The sequence below is a fragment of the Alloalcanivorax sp. C16-1 genome, assembly GCF_046507805.1.
Lineage (GTDB): Bacteria > Pseudomonadota > Gammaproteobacteria > Pseudomonadales > Alcanivoracaceae > Alloalcanivorax.
This window is the reverse complement of record NZ_JBKFTK010000009.1, coordinates 20536-43495: the sequence shown is the minus strand read 5'-3', so window position 1 is coordinate 43495 and position 22960 is coordinate 20536. Positions and strand designations below refer to the sequence as shown.

Genomic DNA, 22960 nt, shown 5'->3' with positions numbered 1-22960 from the left:
TCCATGAATGAAGTCGCCGCCCTGGCGACAGCGGTTAGATAGAGCAGCGCGTCATGAGTGTCAACTCCACCCTGGCACATCCGGAGCAGGCCGGCGCCGTCATCGACCTGGATCACGGTGCCCGCCTGTGGCGGTTTTGCCGGGTTCTCGGCGACCCCGCCGACGCTCTCTTTCACACGCTTTGTAACGAATTGCCCTGGGAAAGGCCCACGGTGCGCGTGTTCGGCCGCGCCCACCCGGTACCGCGCCTGACCTGCTGGATCGCCGACGCCGGGGTCCACTATCGCTATTCCGGCCTCCACCATCGCGGCCAGGGCTGGCCCGCCGTGCTGGAGCCCCTGCGTCAAAAGTTGCGGCACCTCACCGGCCGCGAACCCAACGGCGTGCTCGCCAATCTGTACCGTAACGGCGACGACACCATGGGCTGGCACCGGGACAACGAGCCGGAACTGGGCCCGGCGCCCTGGGTGCTCTCCTACAATCTTGGCGCCGACCGGGACTTCGCCCTGCGCCGCCACGGCGAGCACCGGCAATCCGACCTGATCACCCTGGGCCACGACGAACTGCTGGTAATGTCCCCGGAAGTACAGAGCCATTACGAGCACGCCCTGCCCCGCCGGCGCCGGGTCACGGCGCCGCGCCTCAATCTCACCTTTCGCGAGATCGTGGCGGGTGGTTAACCGAAAAACAGGTAACTGAAACCGATGGCGGCCAGCAACCCGGCCAGGTCGGCGCCCAGCCCGCACCACAGCGCGTAGCGCATATTGCGAATGCCGACACTGCCGAAATACACCGCCAGTACATAGAAGGTGGTCTCGGTGGAGCCCTGCATCACCGCCGCCATGCGCCCGGCCAGGGAGTCCACGCCCTGGGTCTGCATCACGTCGAGCATGGCCGCCCGGGCGCCGGAGCCGCTCAACGGTTTGAGAATCGCCACCGGCAGGGCGTCCACGAAGCGGGTGTCCCAGCCCAGGGCGGCGGCGCCGTAACGGACCCCGTCCAGGAACAGCTCCAGGGCGCCGCTGGCGCGCAGCATGGCGATGGCGGCGAGCATCGCCACCAAATAGGGAATCAGCTTCACCGCCAGGGTGAACCCTTCCTTGGCACCTTCCACGAAGCAGTCGTAGCTGTCGATGCGCGCCCGCCAGGCGGCCCAGAAAAACGCCGCGATCACCGCCAGCAGAATGCCGTTGCCGATCAGACCGGACAGCACCGAACCCAGCGCCGGCGGCGACAGGTAGACCGCCAGGGCCAGCAGACCGAGCAGGCACAGCCAGCCGCCGGCCACCGCCAACAGCAGCGGATCGCGTAGCGGAATGCGCTGCACCCGGGCGGTCAGCGCCACGCCCACGAAGGTGGATACGGTGGTGGCCATCAGCATCGGCAGATAGACCGCCGCCGGATCGGCGGCGCCCTGCTGGGCCCGGTACAGCAGCACGGTGACCGGCACCAGGGTCACCGACGAAGTGTTCAACACCAGAAACATGATCTGGCTGTCGGTGGCCCGGCGTGGCTCCGCGTTGTGCGCCTGCAGCGCTTCCATGGCTTTCAGGCCCAGCGGCGTGGCGGCGTTGTCCAGGCCGAGCATGTTGGCGGCCAGATTCATGGATACCGCCGCGCCGGCGCCGGGGTCGCGGCGCAGCGATGGCATCAGCCGCGCCAGCAGCGGGCGCACCGCGCCGGCCAGCCGGTCCGCCAGACGGCTCTGCTCGGCGAGGCGGAACAGCCCGCTCCACAGCGCCAGCACGCCGATCAGGCCGAGACTCACCTCCACCGCCAGGTCGGCGGCCCGCCACAGCGCGGTGACCACCCGCGACGGCGCTTCCAGATCGCCGCCCAGCAGTTGCGCCAGGGCACCGAGGATGCCGATCAGAAAGAAGCCGGTGAATAAGCGGTGCACGGTTTTGCGAGTCCTTGGCCGGGCAAAGCGCCCAGTATGTCGTGCCGCGCCGGCCTTGCCTATGGGGGTGGCGATGTGGTGTAAAGATCGGTCGCAGGCTCTTATACTGGGGCAAAACCTTTGATCCATCATAGAATCGAGTGTGCCGATGTCCGTATTCCGTAAGCTGTTTGGCGTGTTCCTGGCGGCCCTGCTGCTGGGAGGTGCCCTCAAGGTCGGCGGCGACCTCAAGGCCGGGCCCGAAATTCAGGGCGCGCTCAAGCCCCAGGCCGTGCACCGGGAGGCGGCGGAGGAAATCGTCGACCGGCTGGACCTGCACTACAGCCGGCTGAGCTTCGACGACGCCCTGTCCGAGCGGGTGCTGGAACAGTATCTGAAGGATCTGGATCCCAACCGCCTGTACTTCACCCGGCAGGACATCGACGACTTTCAGGTCTACCGCGATCAGCTGGACGACCAGCTGGAGGACGGCGAGCTGGAAGCCGGCTATTCCATCTTCAACCGCTTCCAGGCCCGCCTGGAAGAACGGCTCACCGAAATTCTCGCCGACATCAAGGCGGGCTTCGACGACTGGCAGTTCGACGGTGACGAACAGGTGCTGGTGGATCGCAGCGAAGCGCCCTGGGCCGCCGACGACGAGGCCCTGGACGCGATCTGGCGCCGCCAGCTGAAGAACGCGGTGCTCTCCATGCGCCTCAACGGCACCGAGGACAGCGCCATCCGGGAGCGCCTCACCAACCGTTACGAAAGCCAGCTCAACCGGATTCGCCAGAACACCGCCGAGGACGTGTTCCAGACCTACATGAACGCCCTGGCCCAATCGTTTGATCCGCACACCAACTATTTCACGCCGCACAATTCGGAAAACTTCGACATCAGCATGAGCCGCTCCCTGGAAGGCATCGGCGCGGTGCTGCAGTACGAGGACGGCTACACCAAGGTGGTGCGCCTGGTGCCCGGCGGTCCGGCCGCCAAACAGGGCCGCCTGAAACCCGCCGACCGCATCGTGGCGGTGGGCCAGGACGACGACGATCTGGTCAACGTGATCGGCATGCGTCTGGACGAAGTGGTCGACATGATTCGCGGGCCCAAGGGCTCCGACGTGCAGCTCGAGGTGATTCCCGCCGGCAGCGCCAGCGAACACGACACCCGCACCGTCACCATCACCCGCAACAAGGTGGTGCTCGAGGAGCAGGCCGCCAAGAAGGAAGTGATCGAGTTCGACCACGACGGCGACAAGGTCAAGCTGGGCATCATCGAGATCCCCGCCTTCTATATGGATTTCAACGCTTTCCACCGCGGTGACCCGAACTACACCAGCACCACCCGGGACGTGGCCGAGCTGCTGGTGGAGCTGCGCAAGGAGAACGTGGACGGTCTGGTCATCGACCTGCGCAACAACGGCGGCGGTTCGCTGCTGGAAGTGAACAAGCTGGTCAGCCTGTTCATCAACCGGGGCCCCACCGTGCAGGTGCGCGAGGCCGGCGGCCGCGTCAGCGTCGAAAACGATCAGTACCCGGGCATGCTCTATGCCGGTCCCCTGGCGGTACTGGTGAACCGCTACAGCGCCTCGGCCTCGGAGATCTTCGCCGGCGCCATGCAGGACTACGGCCGCGCGCTGATCGTCGGCGACCAGACCTATGGCAAGGGCACCGTGCAGACCCTGCTGGATCTGAACCACGGCAAGCTGAAGATGACCAACGCCAAGTTCTACCGCGTGTCCGGTTCCAGTAACCAGAACCTGGGTATCGTGCCGGACGTCAATATGCCGTCGCTGATCGACAAGGACGAGGTGGGCGAAAGCAGCCTGCCCAACGCCCTGCCCTGGGACGAAATCCAGCCGGCGGATTACGAGCGTTACCAGGACCTTATGCCGCTGCTGCCGACCCTGCGCGAGCGCCACGATCAGCGCATCCGGAACAACCCGGAATTCGTCTATGTGGAACAGCTGCGGGATCTGGTGGCCGATGCCAACCGGCGCCATGAGCTGTCACTGAACGCGGACCAGCGCAAGGCCTGGCAGGATCAGTACGATCAGAAGCGGCTGGCCATCGAGAACGCGCTGCGCAAATACCGGGGCGAGGAGCCCATCGACAAGATGGAGGATCTGCGCAAACTGGAAGAACAGCGCGCCCTGGATCCGGAGGCCAGCGAGGAGCCCATGAACGAAGACCCCTACCTGCGCGAGACCGGCCACATCCTGGCGGACATGGTCGGCCTGCTGCGCGAGCAGCGGGTGGCCAGCCAGGACTCCTAGCCGAGCGCCTTGAACCCCCAGCGGGCGGGATTCCCGCCCAACCCCACCTTGAGGGTGCGCCGGCCAAGGCCGTGATTGAAGTCCTCCAGACGCCGCTTGGCCGGCTCCGGCAGCAGCCGCTGGCCCAGGCTGGCGGCGCTCAGGGTGGCCCGCACCAGACGCACCGCCGCCGCCGATGACACCCGGCTGTGCAGACGCAGATCATCGGCCACCTTATCCCCGATCAGAAACCGGCTGAACGCCAGTAGCACGTCGTACGGCAGATGAAACGGCGGCTTGTTGGCCATGTCCCTGAGCAGCGCCTTGGCCAGCGCCTCGCTGTCCGGGGTCGGGTCGTAGAGATGGGCGGTAAGCTGCAGCGCCAGCACTTCCTGTTCCTCCACCGTGCTGGTCAGCAACGCCTCGTCCACCCCCAGCAGATAGCCGGCATAGCGCCAGAAATAGTGCATCGCCCGGTGTTCCTCGGCGCTGATATGGAGGCCCAGGCGCTTGAGCCCGCGCACCACCATGTAATCGAACTCCAGCACCGTGCCGGCCATGTCCTCCTGATTGATGGGCAGATCGTAGCGGGCCTCGTCCCAGTCGCCCCGCTCCGCCAGAAAACGACGCACCGCCGCGTGCAGCAGCCGTACCTCCATCAGGGTGCGATGGCCCAGGCCGCCCGGGCGCAGGCCCTCCGGCGCGGCGATGTTGTGCAGCATCTGGCCGGTTTCGTAGATGCGCCGGGACACATCCTTCTGCAGCCGGCCGGTGGCCACCAGCACCTGGGAGGGTTTGTTGTGGGCATAGCCCTCCACCAGGCTGGAGCACATCAGCACCAGTCCCTGCAGAGCGCCATGGCGGCGGTACATGCGCCGGCCCAGCTCCATCGCCTCGAAATCCACCCAGCCCGGCACCGTGAAGCAGTGATCCAGGAAGTCCCGATAAACCCCGCCCTGCGCGGCGGCGCGCCGCTCCACCTCGTCGAGCAGCCCGGCCGGACGCTGGAACGGGATGTCCACCAGGCAGCGATCCGCCAGCGGGTCCTGGACCCGCCGCCAGGCCTGCAGGCGGTGCGGCGCGAAGCGATCGAACCAGATGTGTTCCGTGGGGGTGCGGGGGCCGGCCCGGTGGCGGGCCAGTTCGGCGGGTGTGGCCATTCGATGCGCTCCTTGGCGTCAGAACTGGCGGGTTCTGTACACGCTAAGAGGCGGCGGCGGGACGGTCAAGGCCAAATCGACGCCGGGGCGGTGGCGGTAACAATGCCGTCATGCTTTTTCAGCAGGCTGGGGCCCCCGAGACACAGGACCCCGCTATGTCCGACGCCCCACCCCGCCTCGGCGATCTGGTGATCGCCGTGCCCGGCATCGATCCTCAACGCTCCATCGCCCACCTGGGCGAGCTGTTTCTGCTGCCGTTGTACGAGCCGTTGCTGTCCCTGCCGCTGGTGCGGGATGGCCGGGTGGCCGGGCTGATCAGCCGTTACCAGATGATGCAGCTGCTGTTCCGGCAGTTCGGTCGCGAGCTGTTCGGTCGCCGCCCGGTGCACCGGTTCATGAAGCGCGACCCGGTGGTGGTGGAAGCCGGCCTGCCCCTGGAGGCCGCCGCTGACCAGATCCTGGCGTCCATGACGTTTCCAGTCACCGAGGATTTCATCATCGTGCGCGACGGGCGTTACCTGGGCATGGGCACGGTGATCGGGCTGATGCAGGCCCTGCAACGGCAATTGAGCGCCCGCTCCCGCCAGCTGGCCCGGGCCCTGCGCGACCTCAAGGCGTCCCAGACCCAGCTGGTGCAATCGGAAAAAATGGCCTCCCTGGGCCAGATGGTGGCCGGCCTCGCCCATGAGATGAACACGCCGCTGGGCTATGTGAGCGCCAATGTGGAACTGGCCGAACAGTTCTTCAGCGAGGCCCGCCGCTTGAACGAGGCGGTGTTCGCGTTCCTGGATCTGGTGCTGGCGCCGCGGGTGGAGGCGGAGGCCTTCGACCAGGCCCTGGCGCGGCTGGTCCGGTTGCGCGAGCACCATGACCCCACCGCCCAGGCCACGGACGTGGCGCGCCTGTTCAGCGATACCCGCTTCGGCCTGGGCGAGATCGACAAGCTGGTGCGTGGCCTGCAGGATTTCAGCCGGCTGGACCGGGCCGGGGACGAAGCGGTGGACATCCACCACTGTCTGGATGCCGCCCTGCTGCTGGCCAACAACCTGCTCAAGGACCGGATCCAGGTGGTGCGCGACTACGCCGAACTGCCGCCGGTGCCTTGCCGCCCTTCCGAAATCAATCAGGTGCTGCTCAATCTGATCGTCAACGCCGCCCAGGCCATGCGCACCGGCGGCGTGCTGCGGCTGAGCACCGGCCGCCACGCCGACGGCGTTTGCATCCGCGTGACCGACAGCGGGCCGGGCATCCCGGCGGACCTGCTGCCGCGCATCTTCGATCCCTTCTTCACCACCAAGCCGCCCGGCGAAGGCACCGGGCTGGGTCTGTCCATCAGCCACCAGATCATCGAGCGCCACGGCGGCCGCATCGAGGTGCGCTCCGACCCGGACCGGGGCGCCACCTTCACGCTGACCCTGCCCGCCGGCACCCGGGCCCGCCCGGCCGCCTGTTCCGACACCCTTTCCCTGACACGGAGAACCCCATGAACGACAAGCCCACCGTGCTGCTGGTGGACGACGAGGAACGGGTGCTGCGCTCCCTGTCGCTGTTGTTCCGCCCCCACTTCCAGGTGCTGACCACCACCAACGGCTACCAAGCGGAGCGGCTGGTCCGCGAACAGCGCGTCCATGTGATCGTCAGCGATCAGCGCATGCCGATCATGGAAGGCATCGAAGTGCTGCGTCGGGTGCGGCGCGCCTCGCCCCACACCCAGCGGCTGCTGCTCACCGGCTACGCCGACCTGCAGGCAGTGATTGATTCGATCAATGACGGCGAAGTGTTCCGCTATCTGAACAAACCCTGGCGGATGCACGAGATGCTGCACGCGGTGCGGCGGGCGGCGGACATCGCCCTGTCGCTGGAGGCCACGGCACCGGCGCCGGACGCGGAGCCGGCGGCACCGGCCAACCCGACCGGGCAGGAGCCGGAGCCGCAGCCGGCGGTGCTGGTGCTGGATGAGGATCCGGACACGCTGGCCCTGCTGCGCGCCGTGGTGACGCCGGGCCAGGCGCTGCACCATCGCACGGACCTGGAGCAGGCGTTCGCGCTGCTCGCCGAGCAGGACATCGGTATTCTGGTCTGCGATGTGCGCCTGGGCGGCGCCGACATCAGTCACGCCATCGCCACGCTGAAACGGGCCCACCCCGCCCTGCTGACCATTCTGGTCAGCCCGGTGCGGGACGTGGAAATTCTGGGGCGCCTGATCAACCGGGGTCAGATCTATCGCTTTCTGCCCAAGCCGGTGCGGCGCGCCATGCTGACCATGAGCCTGGAGGCCGCCGCCCGACGGCACCGGGTGCTGCGCCACCACCCCGAGGCGCGGGCGGCGGCCACCCCGGACCCGCTGTCGGAGCAGGAAGCGGGCCTGTCCCGGCGCCTGCTCGGTTATCTGGAGCGCCTGCGTCAGCGCGGCGGCGCCTCCTGATCGTCCCTCTCCTGATCACCCGGGCCCCAGGCCGCCAGGGTGGTCGCCAGCCAGTCCGGCGCGTCCAGGGACAGATCGTGGCCGCCGTCCGGGTGTACCGCCAGCGGACACTGCCAGGCCCGCGCCAGTGCCCGCGAGCAATCGGGATGCACCAGCCGGTCGCCGGCGCCGTTGACGATCAGCACCGGCGCCCCGGCGGGCAGCGTCCGGGGGGCGCGGAAGCGGGCCGCCGCCCACAACTGCCGCACGGTATTGGCGGCGGACACCGGTCGCAGGGCGTTAACGGTGGCGAAGCCCTCGGCGATCCGCGCCCGCTGTTCCGCGCTCAGGTGGTTGGTGGTCAGCTCCAGAATCATCCGTTCCCGGGCCTCACGGTCCCGGGCCAGCAGGCCCTGGAACACAATGCGCCCGTAATTGCGCGGCCGCAGCCGGCGCCAGAACGGGCTGAAGGGGGCCGCGCTGGAGTTGATCAGGGCGGCGGCGGCGATCTCCTCCGGGTGATGGCGCAGCCATTCCACCGCCACCATGCCGCCCAGGGACAGCGCCACCAACCGCACCGGACCGTGCACGCCCTGCTCGCGCAGGGTTTCGCGCAGGCGGGCCACCATCCCCGCCACCCGGGTCGGGCTGGCCTGCCGATGCAGCACCCCGTTGCCGGGGAGATCCACCGGCAGCACCCGGTGGCCGGTACCGAGAGCGCCGGCCAGCCGCTCCGCGAAACCGTTCCAGTGGGCCTGTTCGCGGACCAGCCCGCGCAGCAGAATCCAGGTTGTGATACCGACCGCCGACGGGTCGCTCGCGCCATTTCCCGGCATTGAAATCGCTCACGTGTATAACTGGGACGCCCGGGCAAGATAGAATGCCAGGCGTTTGATGCCGTCCACCCGCGAGGCACTATGGCACGAAAAACCGTAAAACGGGTAAAAACGGGCTCCTTGGAGCGCCGCTTTTCCATGGCCCGCGCCGGCTTTCTGGCCGGCGCCCGCTACGCCACCAGTAGCGCCGGCACTTTGTTCGCCAGCGCCGACAAACGCGAGGCCCGGCGCCGGGAGAACCTCTCCGACCGGGCCCGCGAGCTGGTGGACGAACTGGGCCGCCTGAAGGGCTCGGTGGTCAAGATCGGGCAGATGATGGCCCTGTTCGGCGAGCACTTTCTGCCCGAGGAAGTGACCGCCGCGCTACACACCCTGGAGAACAACACCACGGCGCTGGAATGGCCGGCGGTGGAGAAACACCTCAAGCAGCAGCTGGGCACCGTCAAACTGCGAGATCTGGACGTCGACCCGCAACCGCTGGGCGCCGCCAGCCTGGCCCAGGTGCATCGGGCACGGCGCAAAAGCGACGGCCGCGAGCTGGTGTTGAAAATTCAGTATCCCGGGGTGGCGGACGCCATCGATTCCGACATGCGCGCGCTGGTGCGGCTGCTGAAGCTGAGCCGGCTGGTGCCGATCACCGAACAGTTCAATCAGTGGCTGGACGAAGTCCGCGCCATGCTCGGCCGCGAGGTCGACTACGATCTGGAAGCGCACACCACCCGTTATTTCCGGGAGATTCTGCGCGACGACCCGCGCTTCGTGGTGCCGGAGGTGTACCCGGACTACTCCACCCACAATATTCTCTGCCTCTCCTACGAGGAAGGCGTGCACATCAGTGATCCCTCGGTCACCGAGCTGAGCCAGGAGCGCCGCAACTTCCTGGGCCGGGCGATCATGGAACTGTGCTGCCGGGAGGTGTTCGAGTGGGACAAAATGCAGACCGATCCCAACTTCGGCAACTACCTGATGCGGGTGGACGATCAGGGCCGGGATCAGATCGTGCTGTTGGATTTCGGCGCCATCCGCGACTTCGACGACGAGGTGCTGGGCCCGGGCCGGGAGATGATCCGCGCCGCCTGGTACCACGACACCGACCGGCTGACGCGGGCCATGCGCGCGCTGGGCTTCCTGTCCGGGGAGGTGCCGAAACGGCTGCTGGACGACTTCGCGGCGCTCTGTTTCGAGGCCATCGAGGCGCTGCAGGACCCGGACCGGTTCCCGCCGCCGCCGTCGGTGGTCAATGAAAAAGGCGAGTATCTGTGGGGGGAGAGCGACCTGCCCAACCGGGTCATGAACCGGGCCAGCCGTACCGCCCTGTCGGTGCATTTCGACGTGCCGCCCAAGGAATTCATCTTCCTGTTCCGGAAACTGCTCGGGGCTTACACCTTTTTACACGTGATCAAGGCGAAAGTGCGCGGGGACACCATTCTGGAGCCCTTCGTGCACATGCGGGAGGATTCGGACCGGGCTATCGTCGATCAAAAAATGAGCGAAAAAGGGAAAAAAGCCTGATATTTCCGCTCAATTATTGACCGTTCGTCCAGTGGATGGCCATTTCCTGTTTGCCAAGCTCGCCACTCCACAATAAGGTTAGCACCCTGCTCAGCGGCCGGTTTGGATAAACCGGCCGTTTTTCGAGGTCCCCGGAAAATTCCCGGGACCGGTTTTAACGAACCATAAAATGGGGGTAACGCAGGTGATTATCGGTGTACCCAAGGAAATCTGCCCCGGCGAAGAGCGCGTCGCTTTGACGCCCGCCAACGTCGGCGCACTTTTGAAAAAGCAAGGCGTCGAGATTCTTATCGAACGAGGCGCCGGCGAGGCAGCGGGCTTTCCGGACAGCGACTTTGAAGCCGCCGGGGCCAAGCTTGCCGACAGGGATCAGATCTTTTCCAGCGCTCAGGCTATCCTGCAAGTCCAGACTCCGGGTAGCAATACGACCAATGGCGATAAAGACGTGGACAGCCTGAAAGCCGATCAGTTCCTGATTGGCATGACGGATCCTCTCGCCAACCCGCAATTCGCTCAGACCCTGGCCGACCACAAGGTCACCGGCATCGCTCTGGAACTGGTACCGCGGATTACCCGAGCCCAATCCATGGACGTGCTGTCTTCCATGGCCATGATCGCCGGCTACAAATGCGTGCTGCTGGCGGCCAACGCCTCGCACCGCATGTTCCCGATGAACATGACCGCCGCCGGCACCCTGAACGCCTCCCGGGTGTTCGTGATGGGCGCCGGCGTGGCCGGCCTGCAGGCCTGTGCCACCGCCAAGCGCCTGGGCGCCATCGTGGAAGCCTACGACGTGCGTCCGGCGGCCCGTGAACAGATTCTTTCAGTGGGCGCCAAGCCCGTGGAACTGGACCTGGACACCGGCGAAGCGGAAGGCTCCGGCGGTTACGCCAAGGCCCAGGGCGAGGACTTCCTCAAACGTCAGCGCGAGCTGATGACCGAGGTGATCAAGGAAATGGACGTGGTGGTCACCACCGCCGCGGTGCCCGGCGCCAAGAGCCCGATCCTGGTCACCGCCGACATGGTCAAGGCCATGAAGCCCGGCGCGGTGATTGTCGATCTGGCGGCGGAGCGCGGTGGCAACTGCGAGCTGACCCGGGCCGGCGAAACCGTGGTGGAGCATGGCGTTACCATCATCGGCCCCACCAACGTGCCCTCCTCCGTGGCTTTCCATGCCAGCCAGATGTTCGGCAAGAACATGGAAAACCTGCTTAACCTGCTGCTCGACGATAACGGCGACCTGCAGCTGGACTTCGAGGACCAGATCGTCGCCGACACCGTGATCAGCCACAACGGTGACGTGCCGCAGGCCCGCCTGCGCGAGATGCTGGGCCTGCCGGAACTGAAAAAAGCCGAACCGGAAGCCCCCGCCGAAGGCGGTGATTCCGACGGCGAGGAGGACAAGTAATGGACTTCGTATCACAGCTTACCCTCTTTGTGCTGGCGATCTTCCTCGGTGTGGAACTGATCACCAAGGTACCGCCCACCCTGCACACTCCCTTGATGTCCGGCTCCAACGCGATCTCCGGCATTACCCTGGTGGGCGCGCTGATCGCCGCCGGCTCCGACGCGGGTCTGTTGATCAACGTCCTCGGCTTTATCGCCGTGGTGCTGGCGACCATCAACGTGATTGGCGGCTTCATGGTCACCAATCGCATGCTCGCGATGTTCAAGAGGAAGTAACCCATGCAGATTTCCGATAACTGGATTGATATCGCCTATCTGATTTCGGCGGTTCTTTTCGTCCTCGGCATCAAGGGTCTGACCAAGCCGAAGACCGCCGTGCGCGGCAACCTGCTGGCGGCCGCCGGCATGGGCGTGGCCTGTGTGATCACCCTGCTGCACCGCGACATCGTGACCTACGAAATCATCATCGCCGGCGTCATCGTTGGCGGCGTGATCGGCGCCATCCTGGCCAAGAAAGTACAGATGACCGCCATGCCGCAGCTGGTGGCCCTGCTCAACGGCTTCGGCGGCGGCGCGTCCTTCGCGGTGGCGGCGGCGGAGTTCTTCCGTGGCGGCCATCCGGACATGGTGGGCATCATCGCCACCGGCGCCGCGGTGCTGATCGGCGCGGTGACCCTGACCGGCTCCCTGGTGGCGTTCGCCAAGCTGCAGGAACTGATCGACGGCAAGCCCATGGGCTTCCCGGGCATGAAGGTGGTTAACGCCATCCTGCTGATCGGCTCCGTGCTGGCCATCGCCTATCTGGTCGCCAACCCCGGCACGCCCACGGTGTTCTGGGCGCTGGCCATCGCCGCCGCGGTCCTCGGCCTGCTGCTGGTGCTGCCGATCGGCGGCGCCGACATGCCGGTGGTGATCGCGCTGCTCAACTCCTACTCCGGTCTCGCCGCCTCCGCCGCCGGTTTCGTGATGGGCAACAGCGCTCTGATCGTCACCGGTTCCCTGGTGGGTGCGTCCGGCCTGATCCTTACGCAGATCATGTGTAAGGCCATGAACCGCTCCCTTACCAACGTGCTGTTCGGCGTGATGGCGGAAGCCGGCGAGGCGATGGATCAGGACGAGGTCTACGAAGGCAAGATCAAGTCCACCTCCGCCGAGGAAGTGGCCATGGTTCTGGAAACCGCCCAGCGGGTGGTGATCGTGCCGGGCTTCGGCCTGGCCATGGCCCAGGCCCAGCACGCGGTGCGGGATCTGGCCGACACCCTGGAAGCCAACGGCACCGAGGTGGAGTACGCCATTCACCCGGTGGCGGGTCGTATGCCCGGTCACATGAACGTGCTGCTGGCGGAAGCGGAAGTGCCCTACGACAAGCTCAAGGACATGGACACCATCAACCCGACCTTCGAGCAGACCGATGTGGCCATCGTGCTGGGCGCCAACGACGTGACCAACCCGCTGGCCCGCGAGGACAAAGGCAGCCCCATCTACGGCATGCCGATCCTCAACGTGGACAAGGCGAGAACCGTGGTGGTGGTGAAGCGCTCCCTGAGCCCGGGCTTCGCCGGCCTGCCCAACCCGCTGTTCGCCAAGGACAACACCCTGATGTTGTTCGGCGACGGCAAGGGCGCCGTGGTGGACATCACCACCGCCCTCAAGGAAGGCTGATCCCCACGATCACCCGCCTACAAAAAAGCCCGGCCTTGCGCCGGGCTTTTTTGTGCGTGCGCCGGGAGGTTCAGCGCTGCGTTTCGATGCGCTCCCGGAATTCCGAATCGTACTGCGCCAGCTGCGCGATCTGATTGTACTTACGCACGTCCAGGCCGTTGTCCTGGACCGCCTCGACCATCTCCTGCTGCGCTTCGCGCTGCACTTCCATGGCTTTGTCCGCGTCCTGACCCTGCTTCTGGATCTCGCCGCGGTATTCGTTCTTGATCTCTTCGACCTCGCTCTGCGCCTTGGCGAACTTTTGCAGGTCCTGGTCGGAAATATCCGAACCGTCGCCCAGGGCCGGCTGCCGGGTGGCCGGCGCCTGCTGCTGAGCCGGCGCCCCCTGGCTTTGCCCGGCGGGCTGGCCCGGGGCCTGCTGTTGCGCCTGGGCGGCACCGGCGGCGCTGAGCACCAGTGTCAGAGCGGAAAGAGGCAGAAGACGATGTTTCATGATGACACTCCTGGTCGTTGAAGGTCGCTAATACGTCGGGCCGCGTCATGCGTGCCCTCATCTTCACCAACAGCATGGCCCGGTGGATGGTTCCGGATTTTTTCCGGCGTGCGGACATGGAACCAAACCGGCCCGCGCGCTGTTGGTTAAGTACGTGCAACGCCGGCGCACCGGCACAGGGAGCGTGATGAGTTACGAGCAGCAGGTTTGTGATCAGATTCCCCACCTACGACGCTACGCGCTGGCGTTGTGCGGCGACCCGACCCAGGCCGACGATCTGGTCCAGGATTGCCTGGAACGGGCGCTGCGCAAGCGTCACCTGTGGCGGCCCGGCGGTCGCCTGCGGGCCTGGCTGTTCCGCATGCTGTACCGGCTTTATCTGAATCAGCGCGCCTCCGCGCCCCGGCGGCGCGAGGTGGCGGACCCGGACGCCGGCCTGGACCAGGCGGTGGCGCCCCGCCAGGAGGACCACGCGGAATGCCTGCGCGCCCTGGAGGATCTGGATCGCCTGCCCACCGAGCAGCGCGCCGCCCTGCTGCTGGTGGCGCTGGAAAATCCCGGTTACCGGGAGGCGGCGCGCATTCTGGGCATCAAGGTGGGCACCCTGCGTTCACGGCTGTCCCGGGCGCGGGAAACCCTGCGCCAGCAACGCGACCGCCCGGCCGAACACCAGCCCCGCCAGGCACTAAAGAGGGTGAAATAATGTGGCCCCGTAATCGATCTCTCGACCACGCGGTAACCGACCAGGAGTTGAGCGCCTTCGCCGACGGCCAGCTGCCCCGTCACCGGGCGCGCCAGGTGGCCCGGCAGCTCCGTGCCCACCCGGAATACGCCGACCGCATCCACGCCTACTGGCGCCGTGAAGCGGCGCTGCAACGGGCGCTGAATCCGGTGTTCCTGACCCCGGTGTCGCCCCCCGTGCCGGCCCCCCGGCGGCGCTGGACCTGGGTGGCCGCCGCCGGGCTGGCCACCGGCACGGTGTTGTCGGTGCTGGTCTGGCGCGGCACCGGCGTGGCGCCATTGGATTTCACCGAGCTGGCCCTGCGCGCCTATGCCGGCGCCCCCGGCGCGGTCAGCCTGGGCCCGGCGCCGCCGGCGCCCTTCCAGGGGCTCGACCTGGAACCGGTGTCCCGGCGCACGGTGCGGATCGAGGGCGACCGGCTGGTGGAGTACCGCTACCGCGATCCCCAGGGTCGGGAGATGGCGCTCTACGAAATGGATCGTGGGGCCAGCGTGGACGATGGCTGGTTCCATGTGATGTCCCGCCAGGAGCGCCCCCTGGTGCGCTGGAGCCAGGGCGAGCGCAATTACGTGCTGGTGGGTGACGGCGGCCTGGCCCACCTGACCGGCCTGGCGCTGGAGATGCGCGGCCGTCTGGCACCGCTGCCCGCCGATCCTTCAGTTCCCACGGTGCCGGAGACGCCCGGCTCGGACCGGTCGATGCCAGCCATTGAGTCCCTGCCCGGCGCCGCCGGCGGCGACGGCGTGCAGGGCCGCCCCCTGCCCCAGGACGCCGGTCTGGCCACGCCGGAGCGCGGCGCGCCGGCCATTCCCGGCGCCTGACGCGCCCCTCAGGTCCGAGGGCCGACCAGGGGCCACTCCCGGAGCACCCGATAGCCGCCGCCGTCCAGCGGGCTCTCGTGGAACGCCAGGCTCGCCACCGGCATCCGCCAGGGTCCGGCCACCGGCGCCGCCCGGGTGGCACGCCCCAGCCGGGCCAGGGTCACATGGGGCAGGAAGGGGCGGGATTCCCGCTCCACCCCGGCGGTCGCCAGGACCCGCCAGAGCCGCTCATGAAGATCCGTCAGCGCCGCTTCCGGTGCCACCCGCGCCGCCCAGAAGCGGCCGCCGGGGGCGGGAAACGGGCCAGCGTCGGGCAGCGTCAGCGTAAAGGGCGGCGTGGCCACGGCCAGTTCGGCCAGCGACGGCCACAGGGCCCGCGCCCAGTCGCCCCGCCGCTCACCCAGAAACGCCAGCGTCAGGTGCAGGTCGGCGGCGGCCACCCGGCCATCGGCGGGCCCGGGCACCTTGCCCAGGGTGGCGGCGAGCGCGGCGCTCACCGGAACGGCAATAAAACAGCGCATTCCAGAGGGTCCTCCCGGGGTCGTCCATGGATGGCCAGAGCGATGGGCCGGCGTTAGAATGCCGCACCCCAAGTTCGAGGTGTCTATGTCCGGAAAAGTAGGGTTCGTAAGCCTGGGTTGCCCCAAGGCGCTGGTCGACTCGGAGCGTATTCTTACCCAGCTGCGCACCGAAGGTTATCAGGTCACCGCCAGCTATGACGACGCCGATGTGGTGGTGGTCAATACCTGCGGCTTTATCGACGACGCCAAGGCCGAGTCCCTGGACGCCATCGGCGAGGCCCTGGCGGAGAACGGCAAGGTGATCGTCACCGGCTGCATGGGCGTGGAAGAGTCGGTGATCCGCCAGGCCCACCCGTCGGTGCTGGCGGTGACCGGCCCGCAGCAGTACGAGCAGGTGGTGGGCGCCGTGCACCAGGTGGTGCCGCCCCGCCGCGATCACGACCCGTTCGTGGATCTGGTGCCGCCCCAGGGCATCAAACTGACCCCGCGCCATTACGCCTACCTGAAGATTTCCGAGGGCTGTAACCACAAGTGCAGCTTCTGCATCATCCCCAGCATGCGCGGCAAGCTGGATTCCCGGCCGGTGGGCGACGTGCTCGACGAGGCCGAGCGGCTGGTCAAGGCCGGCGTGCAGGAGCTGCTGGTGATCAGCCAGGACACCAGCGCCTACGGCGTGGACCGCAAGTATCAGACCGGTTTCTGGCAGGGCATGCCGGTGAAGACCCGCATGCTGGAGCTGTGCCAGGCCCTGGGCCGGCTGGGCGCCTGGGTGCGGCTGCACTACGTGTACCCCTATCCGCACGTGGACGACATCATTCCGATGATGGCCGAGGGTCACATCCTGCCGTACCTGGACATTCCCTTCCAGCACGCCAGCCCGCGCATTCTCAAGGCCATGAAGCGCCCCGCCCACGCCGAGAACAGCCTGGAACGGATCCGCCGCTGGCGGGAGATCTGCCCGGACATCACCCTGCGCAGCACCTTTATCGTCGGCTTCCCCGGCGAGACCGACGACGACTTCGAGAGGCTGCTGGACTGGCTGGAGGAGGCACAACTGGACCGGGTGGGCTGCTTCACCTATTCACCGGTGGACGGCGCCGCCGCCAACGCCCTGCCCGATCACGTGGATGAGGATCTGGCCCTGGAGCGCCAGGAGCGCTTTATGAACGTGCAGGCGCGGATCAGCGCCGACAAGCTGCAGCGCAAGATCGGCCGCACCCTGGAAGTGCTGGTGGACGAGGCCGGCCCGGACGGTGCCCTGGCCCGTTCCCAGGGCGACGCGCCGGACATCGACGGCCAGGTGCATCTGCTCGGTGTCGGTGACCTGCGCCCCGGCCAGCGCCTTAACGTGATCGTCGAGGACGCGGACGACCACGATCTGTGGGCCCGCCCGGCCCCGTGAGCGGCGAACGGTCCACCGGCGCGCCGGTGGACCAGCCCCTGCGCGGTGCCCTGCTGCTGATCCTCGGCGAGGGCCTGCTGGCGGTGATGGCGGCACTGATCAAACACGTTTCGGAGACCCTGCCCACCGAGGTGATCGTGTTCGGCCGCAATCTCTGCGGCCTGCTGGTGCTGATGCCGATCCTGATCGCCAGCGGCGGCATCCGCGATCTGGGCACCCGCCATATCGGCCTGCACTTCATTCGCGGCTTCACCGGCGTCACCGCCATGTTCTGCTTCTTCTTCACCATCGCGCATATCCCCCTGGCGGAGGCGGTGCTGGTGAAAATGACGGTGCCTTTCTTTTTGCCGCTGGTGGCCTGGCTGTGGCTGCGCGACCGCATCAGCATCCATACCTGGATCGCCATTGCCCTGGGCTTCGTGGGCGTGGGCTTCATCATGCGCGCCGACCAGGGCAACGTGAATCCGGTGATGCTGGTGGCCCTGGCCGGCGCGCTGATCATGAGCGTGGCCAAGGTCAGCATCCGCCGCATGGCGGCCAGCGAACCGGCCCACCGGGTGGTGTTCTATTTCTCCCTGTTCGCCACCGTGATTTCCGCCTCGCTGCTGCTGCGCGTGAACCAGTGGCCCACCGGCTCCGAATGCCTGTGGCTGCTGGCCATCGGTCTGGTGGCCATCGGCGGGCAATTCGCCATGACCACCGCCTACCAGCTGGCCCGCCCCGGGCAGGTGGGGGTCTATAACTACGCGGCGGTGGTCTGGGCGGCACTGCTGGGCTGGCTGTTCTGGGGCGAAACCCTGGTGCTTTCCACCCTGCTCGGCACCCTGCTGATCATCGGCGCCGGCGTCTGGAATCTGAAAACCCGCTAAGCGGCGGGCCGAACCGGTAGACGCAAAGTTTACCGATTTTGACCTTTCCGGCGGTGCCCTGCGCCACGCGGATCAACTACGCTGACCCTTCCCAAGGACGACCACAATCCGAGAACAAAGGGAGACGGGCATGGCGATACGCAGGGTTTTGCTGTTGGTGGCGGTGGCACTGCTGGGCGGTTGCGACACCACCCGACACTGGGCCTACCAGGAAGGCATGGCTTTCGAGAAATGGCGCGCCGGGCTGGAAGACCGCCGGGTGGAAACCGCCGACGGCCTCGACTGGCATGTGCTCACCAGCAAGGGCGACCAGGACGCCCCGGTGGTGGTGCTGATCCACGGCTTCGGCGCCGACGGCACCAACTGGCTGCATTTCGCCAATGAGCTGCAAGGCGAATACTATTTCGTGATCCCGGACCTGCCCGGCCACGGCCGCACCACGCCACGCACCGCCGACATGAACTATGGCATCAGCGAACAGGCTGAGCGGGTGTTCGCGCTGCTCGACGAAATGCAGGTGGAGCGTTTCCATGTGGCCGGCAACTCCATGGGCGGCGCCATCGCCATTGAGATGGCGCGCCGCCAGCCGAACCGCCTGCTGTCCCTGGGACTGGTGGACTCCGCCGGCATCACCCTGCAGACCGCCGAGTTTCTCAACACCCTGGAGCAATCCGACAAAAACCCGCTGATTCCGCACAGCGCCGAGCAGTTCCACACCACCCTGGACTGGGCCTCCAGCCAGTCGGTGGGCGTGCCCGGTTTCGTGATCACGGAAATGGGCAAGGAAAAGGCCGCCAACGCGGACGTGGCGGAAAAGGTCTGGCGGGACATGAACCTGGACCCGGCCATGCGCCTGCAGGGACGCGGCGTGCTGCCACGCATCGAGACCCCCACGCTGATTCTGTGGGGCCGGGAGGACCGCCTGCTGAGCCTGGAAAACGTGGAGGCGTTCCAGGAGGAACTGCCGAACAGCCGCGCGGTGATTCTCGATGAGGTCGGTCATATTCCGATGACCGAGGCCCCGGAACCCAGCGCCGAGGCGTTCGACGAATTCTGGCGCGATGTGCAGGGCGAGGCCGCGCGCTGAGCGGTTCACTTGATCAACCCCGCCGGCGCCCTTAAGGTCTTTTCTTTTTTCAGGCGCCGGCGACTCCCATGACCCTGCTTTCCGATTTCCCCGATCTCGACGTGCCGCGCGTGCGTCGCGGCGAACCCCACACCATCCAGACCCGCGGCATCACCCTGCTGCGCAGCGGCCACCGCGCCGTGCGCCGGCTGAAAAGCCAGCACGCGCCGTCGATCCACGGCAACAAGGTGTGGAACTCCAGCTTTCTGATCATGGACGAACTGAACCGCCGGCGCCGCGCCGGCGAGATCGACCCCGACAGCCATCTGATGGACATCGGCTGCGGCTGGGGCCCGCTTTCCATTTACGCCGCCAAACGGCTGGGCTGCCGGGTCACCGCCGTGGACGCGGACCCGGATGTGTTTCCCTATCTGGCCCTGCACGCCGCGGTCAACAAGGTAGAGGTGGAGACTCTGCGCTGCCGCTTCGAGCGGCTCACCAAACAGCGGCTTGCCGGGGTGGACATCATTACCGGCGCCGACATCTGCTTCTGGGACGAGCTGACCCCGGTGCTGTTCAACCTGATCCGCCGCGCCCTGGGCCAGGGCGTGCAGCGGATCATCATCGCCGACCCGGGCCGCTCGCCGTTCTATCAACTTGCCGAACGCTGCGAACAGCATTTCAACGCCCGGGTGGTGGAACGCCGCACGCAAACACCGCGCTCTTTAAGCGCCGATCTGCTGATCGTCGACGGGGATTGAAAAGCCGGAGGCCGACGCCATTTCTACGGCATTGCATTTACTTTCTTCAGGCGTGTCAGTGAGTCGAGAAATGAGTCAGGACGAGAACCGGACCACCATTGAACAAGGCACACCGCAGGGCGCCCTGGCCCTGCCCGACCGTACCCTGCCCCAGCGGGTCTATCTGATCCCGGTGCGCGAGCGCCCCTTCATGCCCGGCCTGGTGCAGCCATTGCTGCTCGACGCGGAGCAATGGCGCGGCACCCTGGAACGGGTCGGCCAGACGCCCCACCACGCCCTCGGCCTGGTGTACGTGGGCGACCGCGACCCGGACGAAGTGGACCCGGACCAGTTTCCCCAATACGGCTGCCTGGTGAAGATCCACGCCGTCAACGGCGAGGACAATCAGCTGCAGGTGGTGGCCCAGGGCCTGGCGCGCTTCCGCGTGGAAGGCTATATGAGCCGCAAGCGCCCCTACATGGCCGAAGTCAGCTACCCGGAGCCCCGCGACCAGCTGGACGACAGCCTGCGCGCCTACGCCATGGCGATCATCAACACCATCAAGGAATTGCTGCCGCTCAACCCGCTCTACAACGAGGGGCTCAAACACTATCTGCAGAACTTCTCGGCCCGGGACCCGTCGCCGCTCACCGACTTCGCCGCCTCCCTGACCAGCGCCAGCGGCGACGAACTGCAGGAAATCCTGGAAACCGTGCCGCTGCGCCCGCGCATGGAGCGGGTGCTGACCCTGGTGAAAAAAGAAGTGGAAGTGGCGCGCTTGCAGAACCAGCTGCGCGAGGAGGTCAACGAAAAGATCTCCAAGCACCAGCGCGAGTTCTTCCTCAAGGAACAGCTCAAGGTGATCCAGCGGGAGCTGGGGCTGGAGAAGGACGACCGCACCGCCGACGCGGACGAATTCCGCGAGCGGATGGAAGCGCTGTCGCCGCCGGAGGCGGTGAACAAGCGCTTCGAGGAAGAGCTGCGCAAGTTCGGCGTGCTGGAATCCGGCTCGCCGGAATACGCGGTGACCCGCAACTATCTGGACTGGCTGACCAGCGTGCCCTGGGGCCTGTACTCCGACGACAACCTGGACCTGGACCACGCCCGTAAAACCCTGGAAGAACACCACAGCGGCCTCACCGACGTGAAGGACCGCATCATCGAGTTCCTGGCGGTGGGCGCCATGCGCGGCGAGATGAAAGGCTCGATCCTGCTGCTGGTGGGCCCGCCCGGGGTGGGCAAGACCAGCATCGGGCGTTCCATCGCCGAGGCCCTGGACCGCCGCTTCTACCGGCTGAGCCTGGGTGGCATGCGTGACGAGGCGGAGATCAAGGGCCACCGGCGCACCTACATCGGCGCCCTGCCCGGCAAACTCACCCAGGCGCTCAAGGACGCCGGCACCAGCAACCCGGTGATCATGCTCGACGAGATCGACAAGCTCGGCCAGTCGTTCCAGGGCGACCCGGCCTCGGCGCTGCTGGAAGTGCTGGACCCGGAGCAGAACCAGGACTTCCTGGACCACTATCTGGATCAGCGGCTGGACCTGAGCCACTGCCTGTTCGTGTGCACCGCCAATACTCTGGATTCCATTCCCGGCCCGCTGCTGGACCGCATGGAAGTGATCCGTCTGAGCGGCTACATCACCGAGGAAAAGGTGGCCATCGCCCGCAATCACCTGTGGCCCCGGGCGCTGGAGCGGGCCGGCGTGAAACCGGCGCAGCTCAAGATCAGCGACAGCGCGCTCAAGGAAATCGCCGAGGGCTACGCCCGCGAAGCCGGCGTGCGTAACCTGGAAAAGCAGCTTAACAAGATCATCCGCAAGGCGGCGGTACGGCTGCTGTCCGGCGAGAAGAAGCTGAGCGTCACCGGCAAGAACCTGGAAGCGTTTCTCGGCCAGCCCTATTTCCAGAAGGAAAAAACCCAACGCGGCGTGGGCGTGGTCACCGGCCTGGCCTGGACCGCCATGGGCGGCGCCACCCTGTCCATCGAGGCCAGCCAGGTTCACGCCCAGCGGCGCGGCTTCAAACAGACCGGCCAGCTCGGCGATGTGATGAAGGAATCCGCCGAAATCGCCTACAGCTACGTGGCCAGCCATTTGCCGGAATACGGCGGCAGCGCGGACTGGTTCGACGAGTCCTTCGTGCACCTGCACGTGCCGGAAGGCGCCACGCCCAAGGACGGCCCCAGCGCCGGGGTGACCATGGCCACCGCCCTGATCTCCCTGGCCACCGGCAAGCGCCTGCCGCGCAAACTGGCGATGACCGGCGAACTGACCCTCACCGGCCAGGTCCTGGCGGTCGGCGGCATCCGGGAGAAGGTGATCGCCGCCCGCCGGGTGGGCATCCGCGAGCTGATCCTGCCCAAGGCCTGCGAGCGCGACTACAAGGAGCTGCCGGACTACCTGAAGAAGGGCATGACGGTGCACTTCGCGGAACGCTACCAGGACGTGCACGAGATTGTCTGGGGCAAATGACCGGGACCCGGGGCGGCCGCGCCGCCCCACCCGCGCCGAACAGCCGGCCCGCTATATCGTGCCCAAGTGTCGGGAACCGGTCACCGAGCTGTATCGGGACGCCCACATCCTGGTGGTCGGCAAGCCGCCGTTTCTGCTCAGCGTGCCGGGCCGCGCCCCGGAAAACCGGGACTGCGTGACCACCCGTCTCAAACGCGACCACCCGGACCTGCGGCTGGTGCACCGGCTCGATCTGGATACCTCCGGGGTGATGGTGTTCGCCCTGACCCGGGCCGCGCAAAGCGGGCTGAGCCGGGCCTTCCAGCAACGGCGGGTGACCAAGGTCTATCAGGCGGTGGTGCAAGGCGTGGTGGACGACGAGGAAGGCCGCATCGACCTGCCCCTGTGCCCGGACTGGCCCAACCGCCCGCTGCAAAAGGTCTGTTTCGAAAACGGCAAGCCGGCGCTCACCCGATGGCGGGTGCTGGAGCGGCAACCGGCGGAGCAACGCACCCGCCTGCGGCTGATGCCGGTCACCGGCCGCAGCCACCAGCTACGCCTGCATTGCCGGGAAATCGGCCATCCGATTCTGGGCTGTGATCTGTATGCGCCGCCGGAAGTGCTGGGTCGCAGCGAGCGTTTGCTGCTGCACGCGGAAACCCTGGCGTTCAATCACCCGGTCACCGGTTTATGGAGCGAGTTCCATTCGCCGGTGCCGTTCTGAAACCGTTCGCGAT

At 66.8% G+C, this 22960-nt stretch carries 21 protein-coding genes; 16 read left to right on the top strand and 5 right to left on the bottom strand.

All coding sequences use genetic code 11. The features are described 5' to 3' along the window. The first annotated feature begins 53 nt into the window (after positions 1–53). Positions 54–680 (top strand): alpha-ketoglutarate-dependent dioxygenase AlkB family protein, encoded by a 627-nt coding sequence (locus tag ACLD0W_RS17880; protein WP_410308807.1) that lies wholly within the window; start codon positions 54–56, stop codon positions 678–680. Here ACLD0W_RS17880 and ACLD0W_RS17875 read toward each other — a convergent pair. After that, positions 677–1900, bottom strand: coding sequence for a nucleoside recognition domain-containing protein (locus ACLD0W_RS17875; protein WP_204431437.1), 1224 nt, complete (start codon positions 1898–1900; stop codon positions 677–679). The genes ACLD0W_RS17880 and ACLD0W_RS17875 overlap by 4 nt on opposite strands. 148 nt (positions 1901–2048) lie before the next feature. Here ACLD0W_RS17875 and ACLD0W_RS17870 point away from each other — a divergent pair, with 148 nt between their 5' ends. Continuing rightward, entirely contained in the window at positions 2049–4157 is a 2109-nt protein-coding gene (locus ACLD0W_RS17870) for a carboxy terminal-processing peptidase (protein WP_410308806.1), read from the top strand. On the opposite strand, the gene ACLD0W_RS17865 is transcribed toward ACLD0W_RS17870, so the two are convergent. Further along, complete coding sequence (locus tag ACLD0W_RS17865) at positions 4154–5296, bottom strand: oxygenase MpaB family protein (protein WP_410308805.1); 1143 nt, start codon at positions 5294–5296, stop codon at positions 4154–4156. The genes ACLD0W_RS17870 and ACLD0W_RS17865 overlap by 4 nt on opposite strands. Before the next feature lie 155 nt (positions 5297–5451). Between ACLD0W_RS17865 and ACLD0W_RS17860 the strand changes: the two genes are divergently transcribed. After that, on the top strand, positions 5452–6783 hold the full coding sequence (locus tag ACLD0W_RS17860) for a sensor histidine kinase (protein ID WP_410308804.1): 1332 nt from the start codon (positions 5452–5454) through the stop codon (positions 6781–6783). Beyond that, positions 6780–7721, top strand: a complete 942-nt coding sequence (locus ACLD0W_RS17855) for a response regulator (RefSeq protein ID WP_410308803.1) — start codon at positions 6780–6782, stop codon at positions 7719–7721. The genes ACLD0W_RS17860 and ACLD0W_RS17855 overlap by 4 nt, the downstream gene beginning before the upstream one ends. On the opposite strand, the gene ACLD0W_RS17850 is transcribed toward ACLD0W_RS17855, so the two are convergent. Continuing rightward, positions 7700–8536 (bottom strand): alpha/beta fold hydrolase, encoded by an 837-nt coding sequence (locus tag ACLD0W_RS17850; RefSeq protein WP_410308802.1) that lies wholly within the window; start codon positions 8534–8536, stop codon positions 7700–7702. The genes ACLD0W_RS17855 and ACLD0W_RS17850 overlap by 22 nt on opposite strands. A gap of 81 nt (positions 8537–8617) precedes the next feature. Here ACLD0W_RS17850 and ACLD0W_RS17845 point away from each other — a divergent pair, with 81 nt between their 5' ends. From ACLD0W_RS17845 to ACLD0W_RS17830, 4 genes are all read left to right on the top strand, one after another. Next, entirely contained in the window at positions 8618–10048 is a 1431-nt protein-coding gene (locus tag ACLD0W_RS17845; protein ID WP_410308801.1) for an AarF/UbiB family protein, read from the top strand. A 169-nt stretch (positions 10049–10217) separates the two neighbouring features. After that, positions 10218–11456, top strand: coding sequence for a Re/Si-specific NAD(P)(+) transhydrogenase subunit alpha (locus ACLD0W_RS17840; RefSeq protein ID WP_410308800.1), 1239 nt, complete (start codon positions 10218–10220; stop codon positions 11454–11456). Next, positions 11456–11731, top strand: a complete 276-nt coding sequence (locus ACLD0W_RS17835) for an NAD(P) transhydrogenase subunit alpha (RefSeq protein WP_067611132.1) — start codon at positions 11456–11458, stop codon at positions 11729–11731. Before ACLD0W_RS17840 ends, ACLD0W_RS17835 begins: the two co-directional genes overlap by 1 nt. 3 nt (positions 11732–11734) lie before the next feature. Then, positions 11735–13117, top strand: a complete 1383-nt coding sequence (locus tag ACLD0W_RS17830) for an NAD(P)(+) transhydrogenase (Re/Si-specific) subunit beta (RefSeq protein ID WP_410308799.1) — start codon at positions 11735–11737, stop codon at positions 13115–13117. A gap of 70 nt (positions 13118–13187) precedes the next feature. On the opposite strand, the gene ACLD0W_RS17825 is transcribed toward ACLD0W_RS17830, so the two are convergent. Continuing rightward, positions 13188–13610 carry a DUF4168 domain-containing protein gene (locus ACLD0W_RS17825; protein WP_410308798.1) on the bottom strand — a complete coding sequence of 141 codons (423 nt, stop codon included), beginning with the start codon at positions 13608–13610 and terminating at the stop codon, positions 13188–13190. A 187-nt stretch (positions 13611–13797) separates the two neighbouring features. Here ACLD0W_RS17825 and ACLD0W_RS17820 point away from each other — a divergent pair, with 187 nt between their 5' ends. Both ACLD0W_RS17820 and ACLD0W_RS17815 read left to right on the top strand, forming a co-directional pair. Beyond that, positions 13798–14313 carry a sigma-70 family RNA polymerase sigma factor gene (locus tag ACLD0W_RS17820; RefSeq protein ID WP_410308797.1) on the top strand — a complete coding sequence of 172 codons (516 nt, stop codon included), beginning with the start codon at positions 13798–13800 and terminating at the stop codon, positions 14311–14313. Beyond that, positions 14313–15173 (top strand): anti-sigma factor family protein, encoded by an 861-nt coding sequence (locus ACLD0W_RS17815; protein ID WP_410308796.1) that lies wholly within the window; start codon positions 14313–14315, stop codon positions 15171–15173. The genes ACLD0W_RS17820 and ACLD0W_RS17815 overlap by 1 nt, the downstream gene beginning before the upstream one ends. 8 nt (positions 15174–15181) lie before the next feature. Here the strand turns inward: ACLD0W_RS17815 and thpR are convergent, their stop codons facing one another. Then, positions 15182–15694 (bottom strand): RNA 2',3'-cyclic phosphodiesterase, encoded by a 513-nt coding sequence (thpR, locus tag ACLD0W_RS17810; RefSeq protein WP_410308795.1) that lies wholly within the window; start codon positions 15692–15694, stop codon positions 15182–15184. An 85-nt stretch (positions 15695–15779) separates the two neighbouring features. Between thpR and rimO the strand changes: the two genes are divergently transcribed. The 6 genes from rimO (at position 15780) to ACLD0W_RS17780 (ending at position 22947) form a co-directional block, all read left to right on the top strand. Then, a complete protein-coding gene (rimO, locus tag ACLD0W_RS17805; protein ID WP_410308794.1) occupies positions 15780–17096 on the top strand; it encodes a 30S ribosomal protein S12 methylthiotransferase RimO in 1317 nt (438 codons plus the stop codon). Next, positions 17093–17965, top strand: a complete 873-nt coding sequence (locus ACLD0W_RS17800) for a DMT family transporter (RefSeq protein WP_410308793.1) — start codon at positions 17093–17095, stop codon at positions 17963–17965. Before rimO ends, ACLD0W_RS17800 begins: the two co-directional genes overlap by 4 nt. 130 nt (positions 17966–18095) lie before the next feature. Beyond that, positions 18096–19052 carry an alpha/beta fold hydrolase gene (locus tag ACLD0W_RS17795; RefSeq protein WP_410308792.1) on the top strand — a complete coding sequence of 319 codons (957 nt, stop codon included), beginning with the start codon at positions 18096–18098 and terminating at the stop codon, positions 19050–19052. Between the two features lie 68 nt (positions 19053–19120). Beyond that, entirely contained in the window at positions 19121–19792 is a 672-nt protein-coding gene (locus ACLD0W_RS17790; protein ID WP_410308791.1) for a class I SAM-dependent methyltransferase, read from the top strand. Between the two features lie 70 nt (positions 19793–19862). Then, on the top strand, positions 19863–22244 hold the full coding sequence (gene lon / locus ACLD0W_RS17785; RefSeq protein ID WP_410308790.1) for an endopeptidase La: 2382 nt from the start codon (positions 19863–19865) through the stop codon (positions 22242–22244). Beyond that, a complete protein-coding gene (locus ACLD0W_RS17780; protein ID WP_410308789.1) occupies positions 22228–22947 on the top strand; it encodes a pseudouridine synthase in 720 nt (239 codons plus the stop codon). The genes lon and ACLD0W_RS17780 overlap by 17 nt, the downstream gene beginning before the upstream one ends. Positions 22948–22960: the final 13 nt, after the last annotated feature.

Bases quoted from the DNA above. Each gene is read 5' to 3' on its own strand.
- ACLD0W_RS17880 (WP_410308807.1), top strand. From the start codon at position 54: ATGAGTGTCAACTCCACCCTGGCACATCCGGAGCAGGCCGGCGCCGTC.
- ACLD0W_RS17870 (WP_410308806.1), top strand. From the start codon at position 2,049: ATGTCCGTATTCCGTAAGCTGTTTGGCGTGTTCCTGGCGGCCCTGCTG.
- ACLD0W_RS17865 (WP_410308805.1), bottom strand. From the start codon at position 5,296: ATGGCCACACCCGCCGAACTGGCCCGCCACCGGGCCGGCCCCCGCACC.
- ACLD0W_RS17860 (WP_410308804.1), top strand. From the start codon at position 5,452: ATGTCCGACGCCCCACCCCGCCTCGGCGATCTGGTGATCGCCGTGCCC.
- ACLD0W_RS17855 (WP_410308803.1), top strand. From the start codon at position 6,780: ATGAACGACAAGCCCACCGTGCTGCTGGTGGACGACGAGGAACGGGTG.
- ACLD0W_RS17850 (WP_410308802.1), bottom strand. From the start codon at position 8,536: ATGCCGGGAAATGGCGCGAGCGACCCGTCGGCGGTCGGTATCACAACC.
- ACLD0W_RS17845 (WP_410308801.1), top strand. From the start codon at position 8,618: ATGGCACGAAAAACCGTAAAACGGGTAAAAACGGGCTCCTTGGAGCGC.
- ACLD0W_RS17840 (WP_410308800.1), top strand. From the start codon at position 10,218: ATGGGGGTAACGCAGGTGATTATCGGTGTACCCAAGGAAATCTGCCCC.
- ACLD0W_RS17835 (WP_067611132.1), top strand. From the start codon at position 11,456: ATGGACTTCGTATCACAGCTTACCCTCTTTGTGCTGGCGATCTTCCTC.
- ACLD0W_RS17830 (WP_410308799.1), top strand. From the start codon at position 11,735: ATGCAGATTTCCGATAACTGGATTGATATCGCCTATCTGATTTCGGCG.
- ACLD0W_RS17825 (WP_410308798.1), bottom strand. From the start codon at position 13,610: ATGAAACATCGTCTTCTGCCTCTTTCCGCTCTGACACTGGTGCTCAGC.
- ACLD0W_RS17820 (WP_410308797.1), top strand. From the start codon at position 13,798: ATGAGTTACGAGCAGCAGGTTTGTGATCAGATTCCCCACCTACGACGC.
- ACLD0W_RS17815 (WP_410308796.1), top strand. From the start codon at position 14,313: ATGTGGCCCCGTAATCGATCTCTCGACCACGCGGTAACCGACCAGGAG.
- thpR (WP_410308795.1), bottom strand. From the start codon at position 15,694: ATGCGCTGTTTTATTGCCGTTCCGGTGAGCGCCGCGCTCGCCGCCACC.
- rimO (WP_410308794.1), top strand. From the start codon at position 15,780: ATGTCCGGAAAAGTAGGGTTCGTAAGCCTGGGTTGCCCCAAGGCGCTG.
- ACLD0W_RS17795 (WP_410308792.1), top strand. From the start codon at position 18,096: ATGGCGATACGCAGGGTTTTGCTGTTGGTGGCGGTGGCACTGCTGGGC.
- ACLD0W_RS17790 (WP_410308791.1), top strand. From the start codon at position 19,121: ATGACCCTGCTTTCCGATTTCCCCGATCTCGACGTGCCGCGCGTGCGT.
- lon (WP_410308790.1), top strand. From the start codon at position 19,863: ATGAGTCAGGACGAGAACCGGACCACCATTGAACAAGGCACACCGCAG.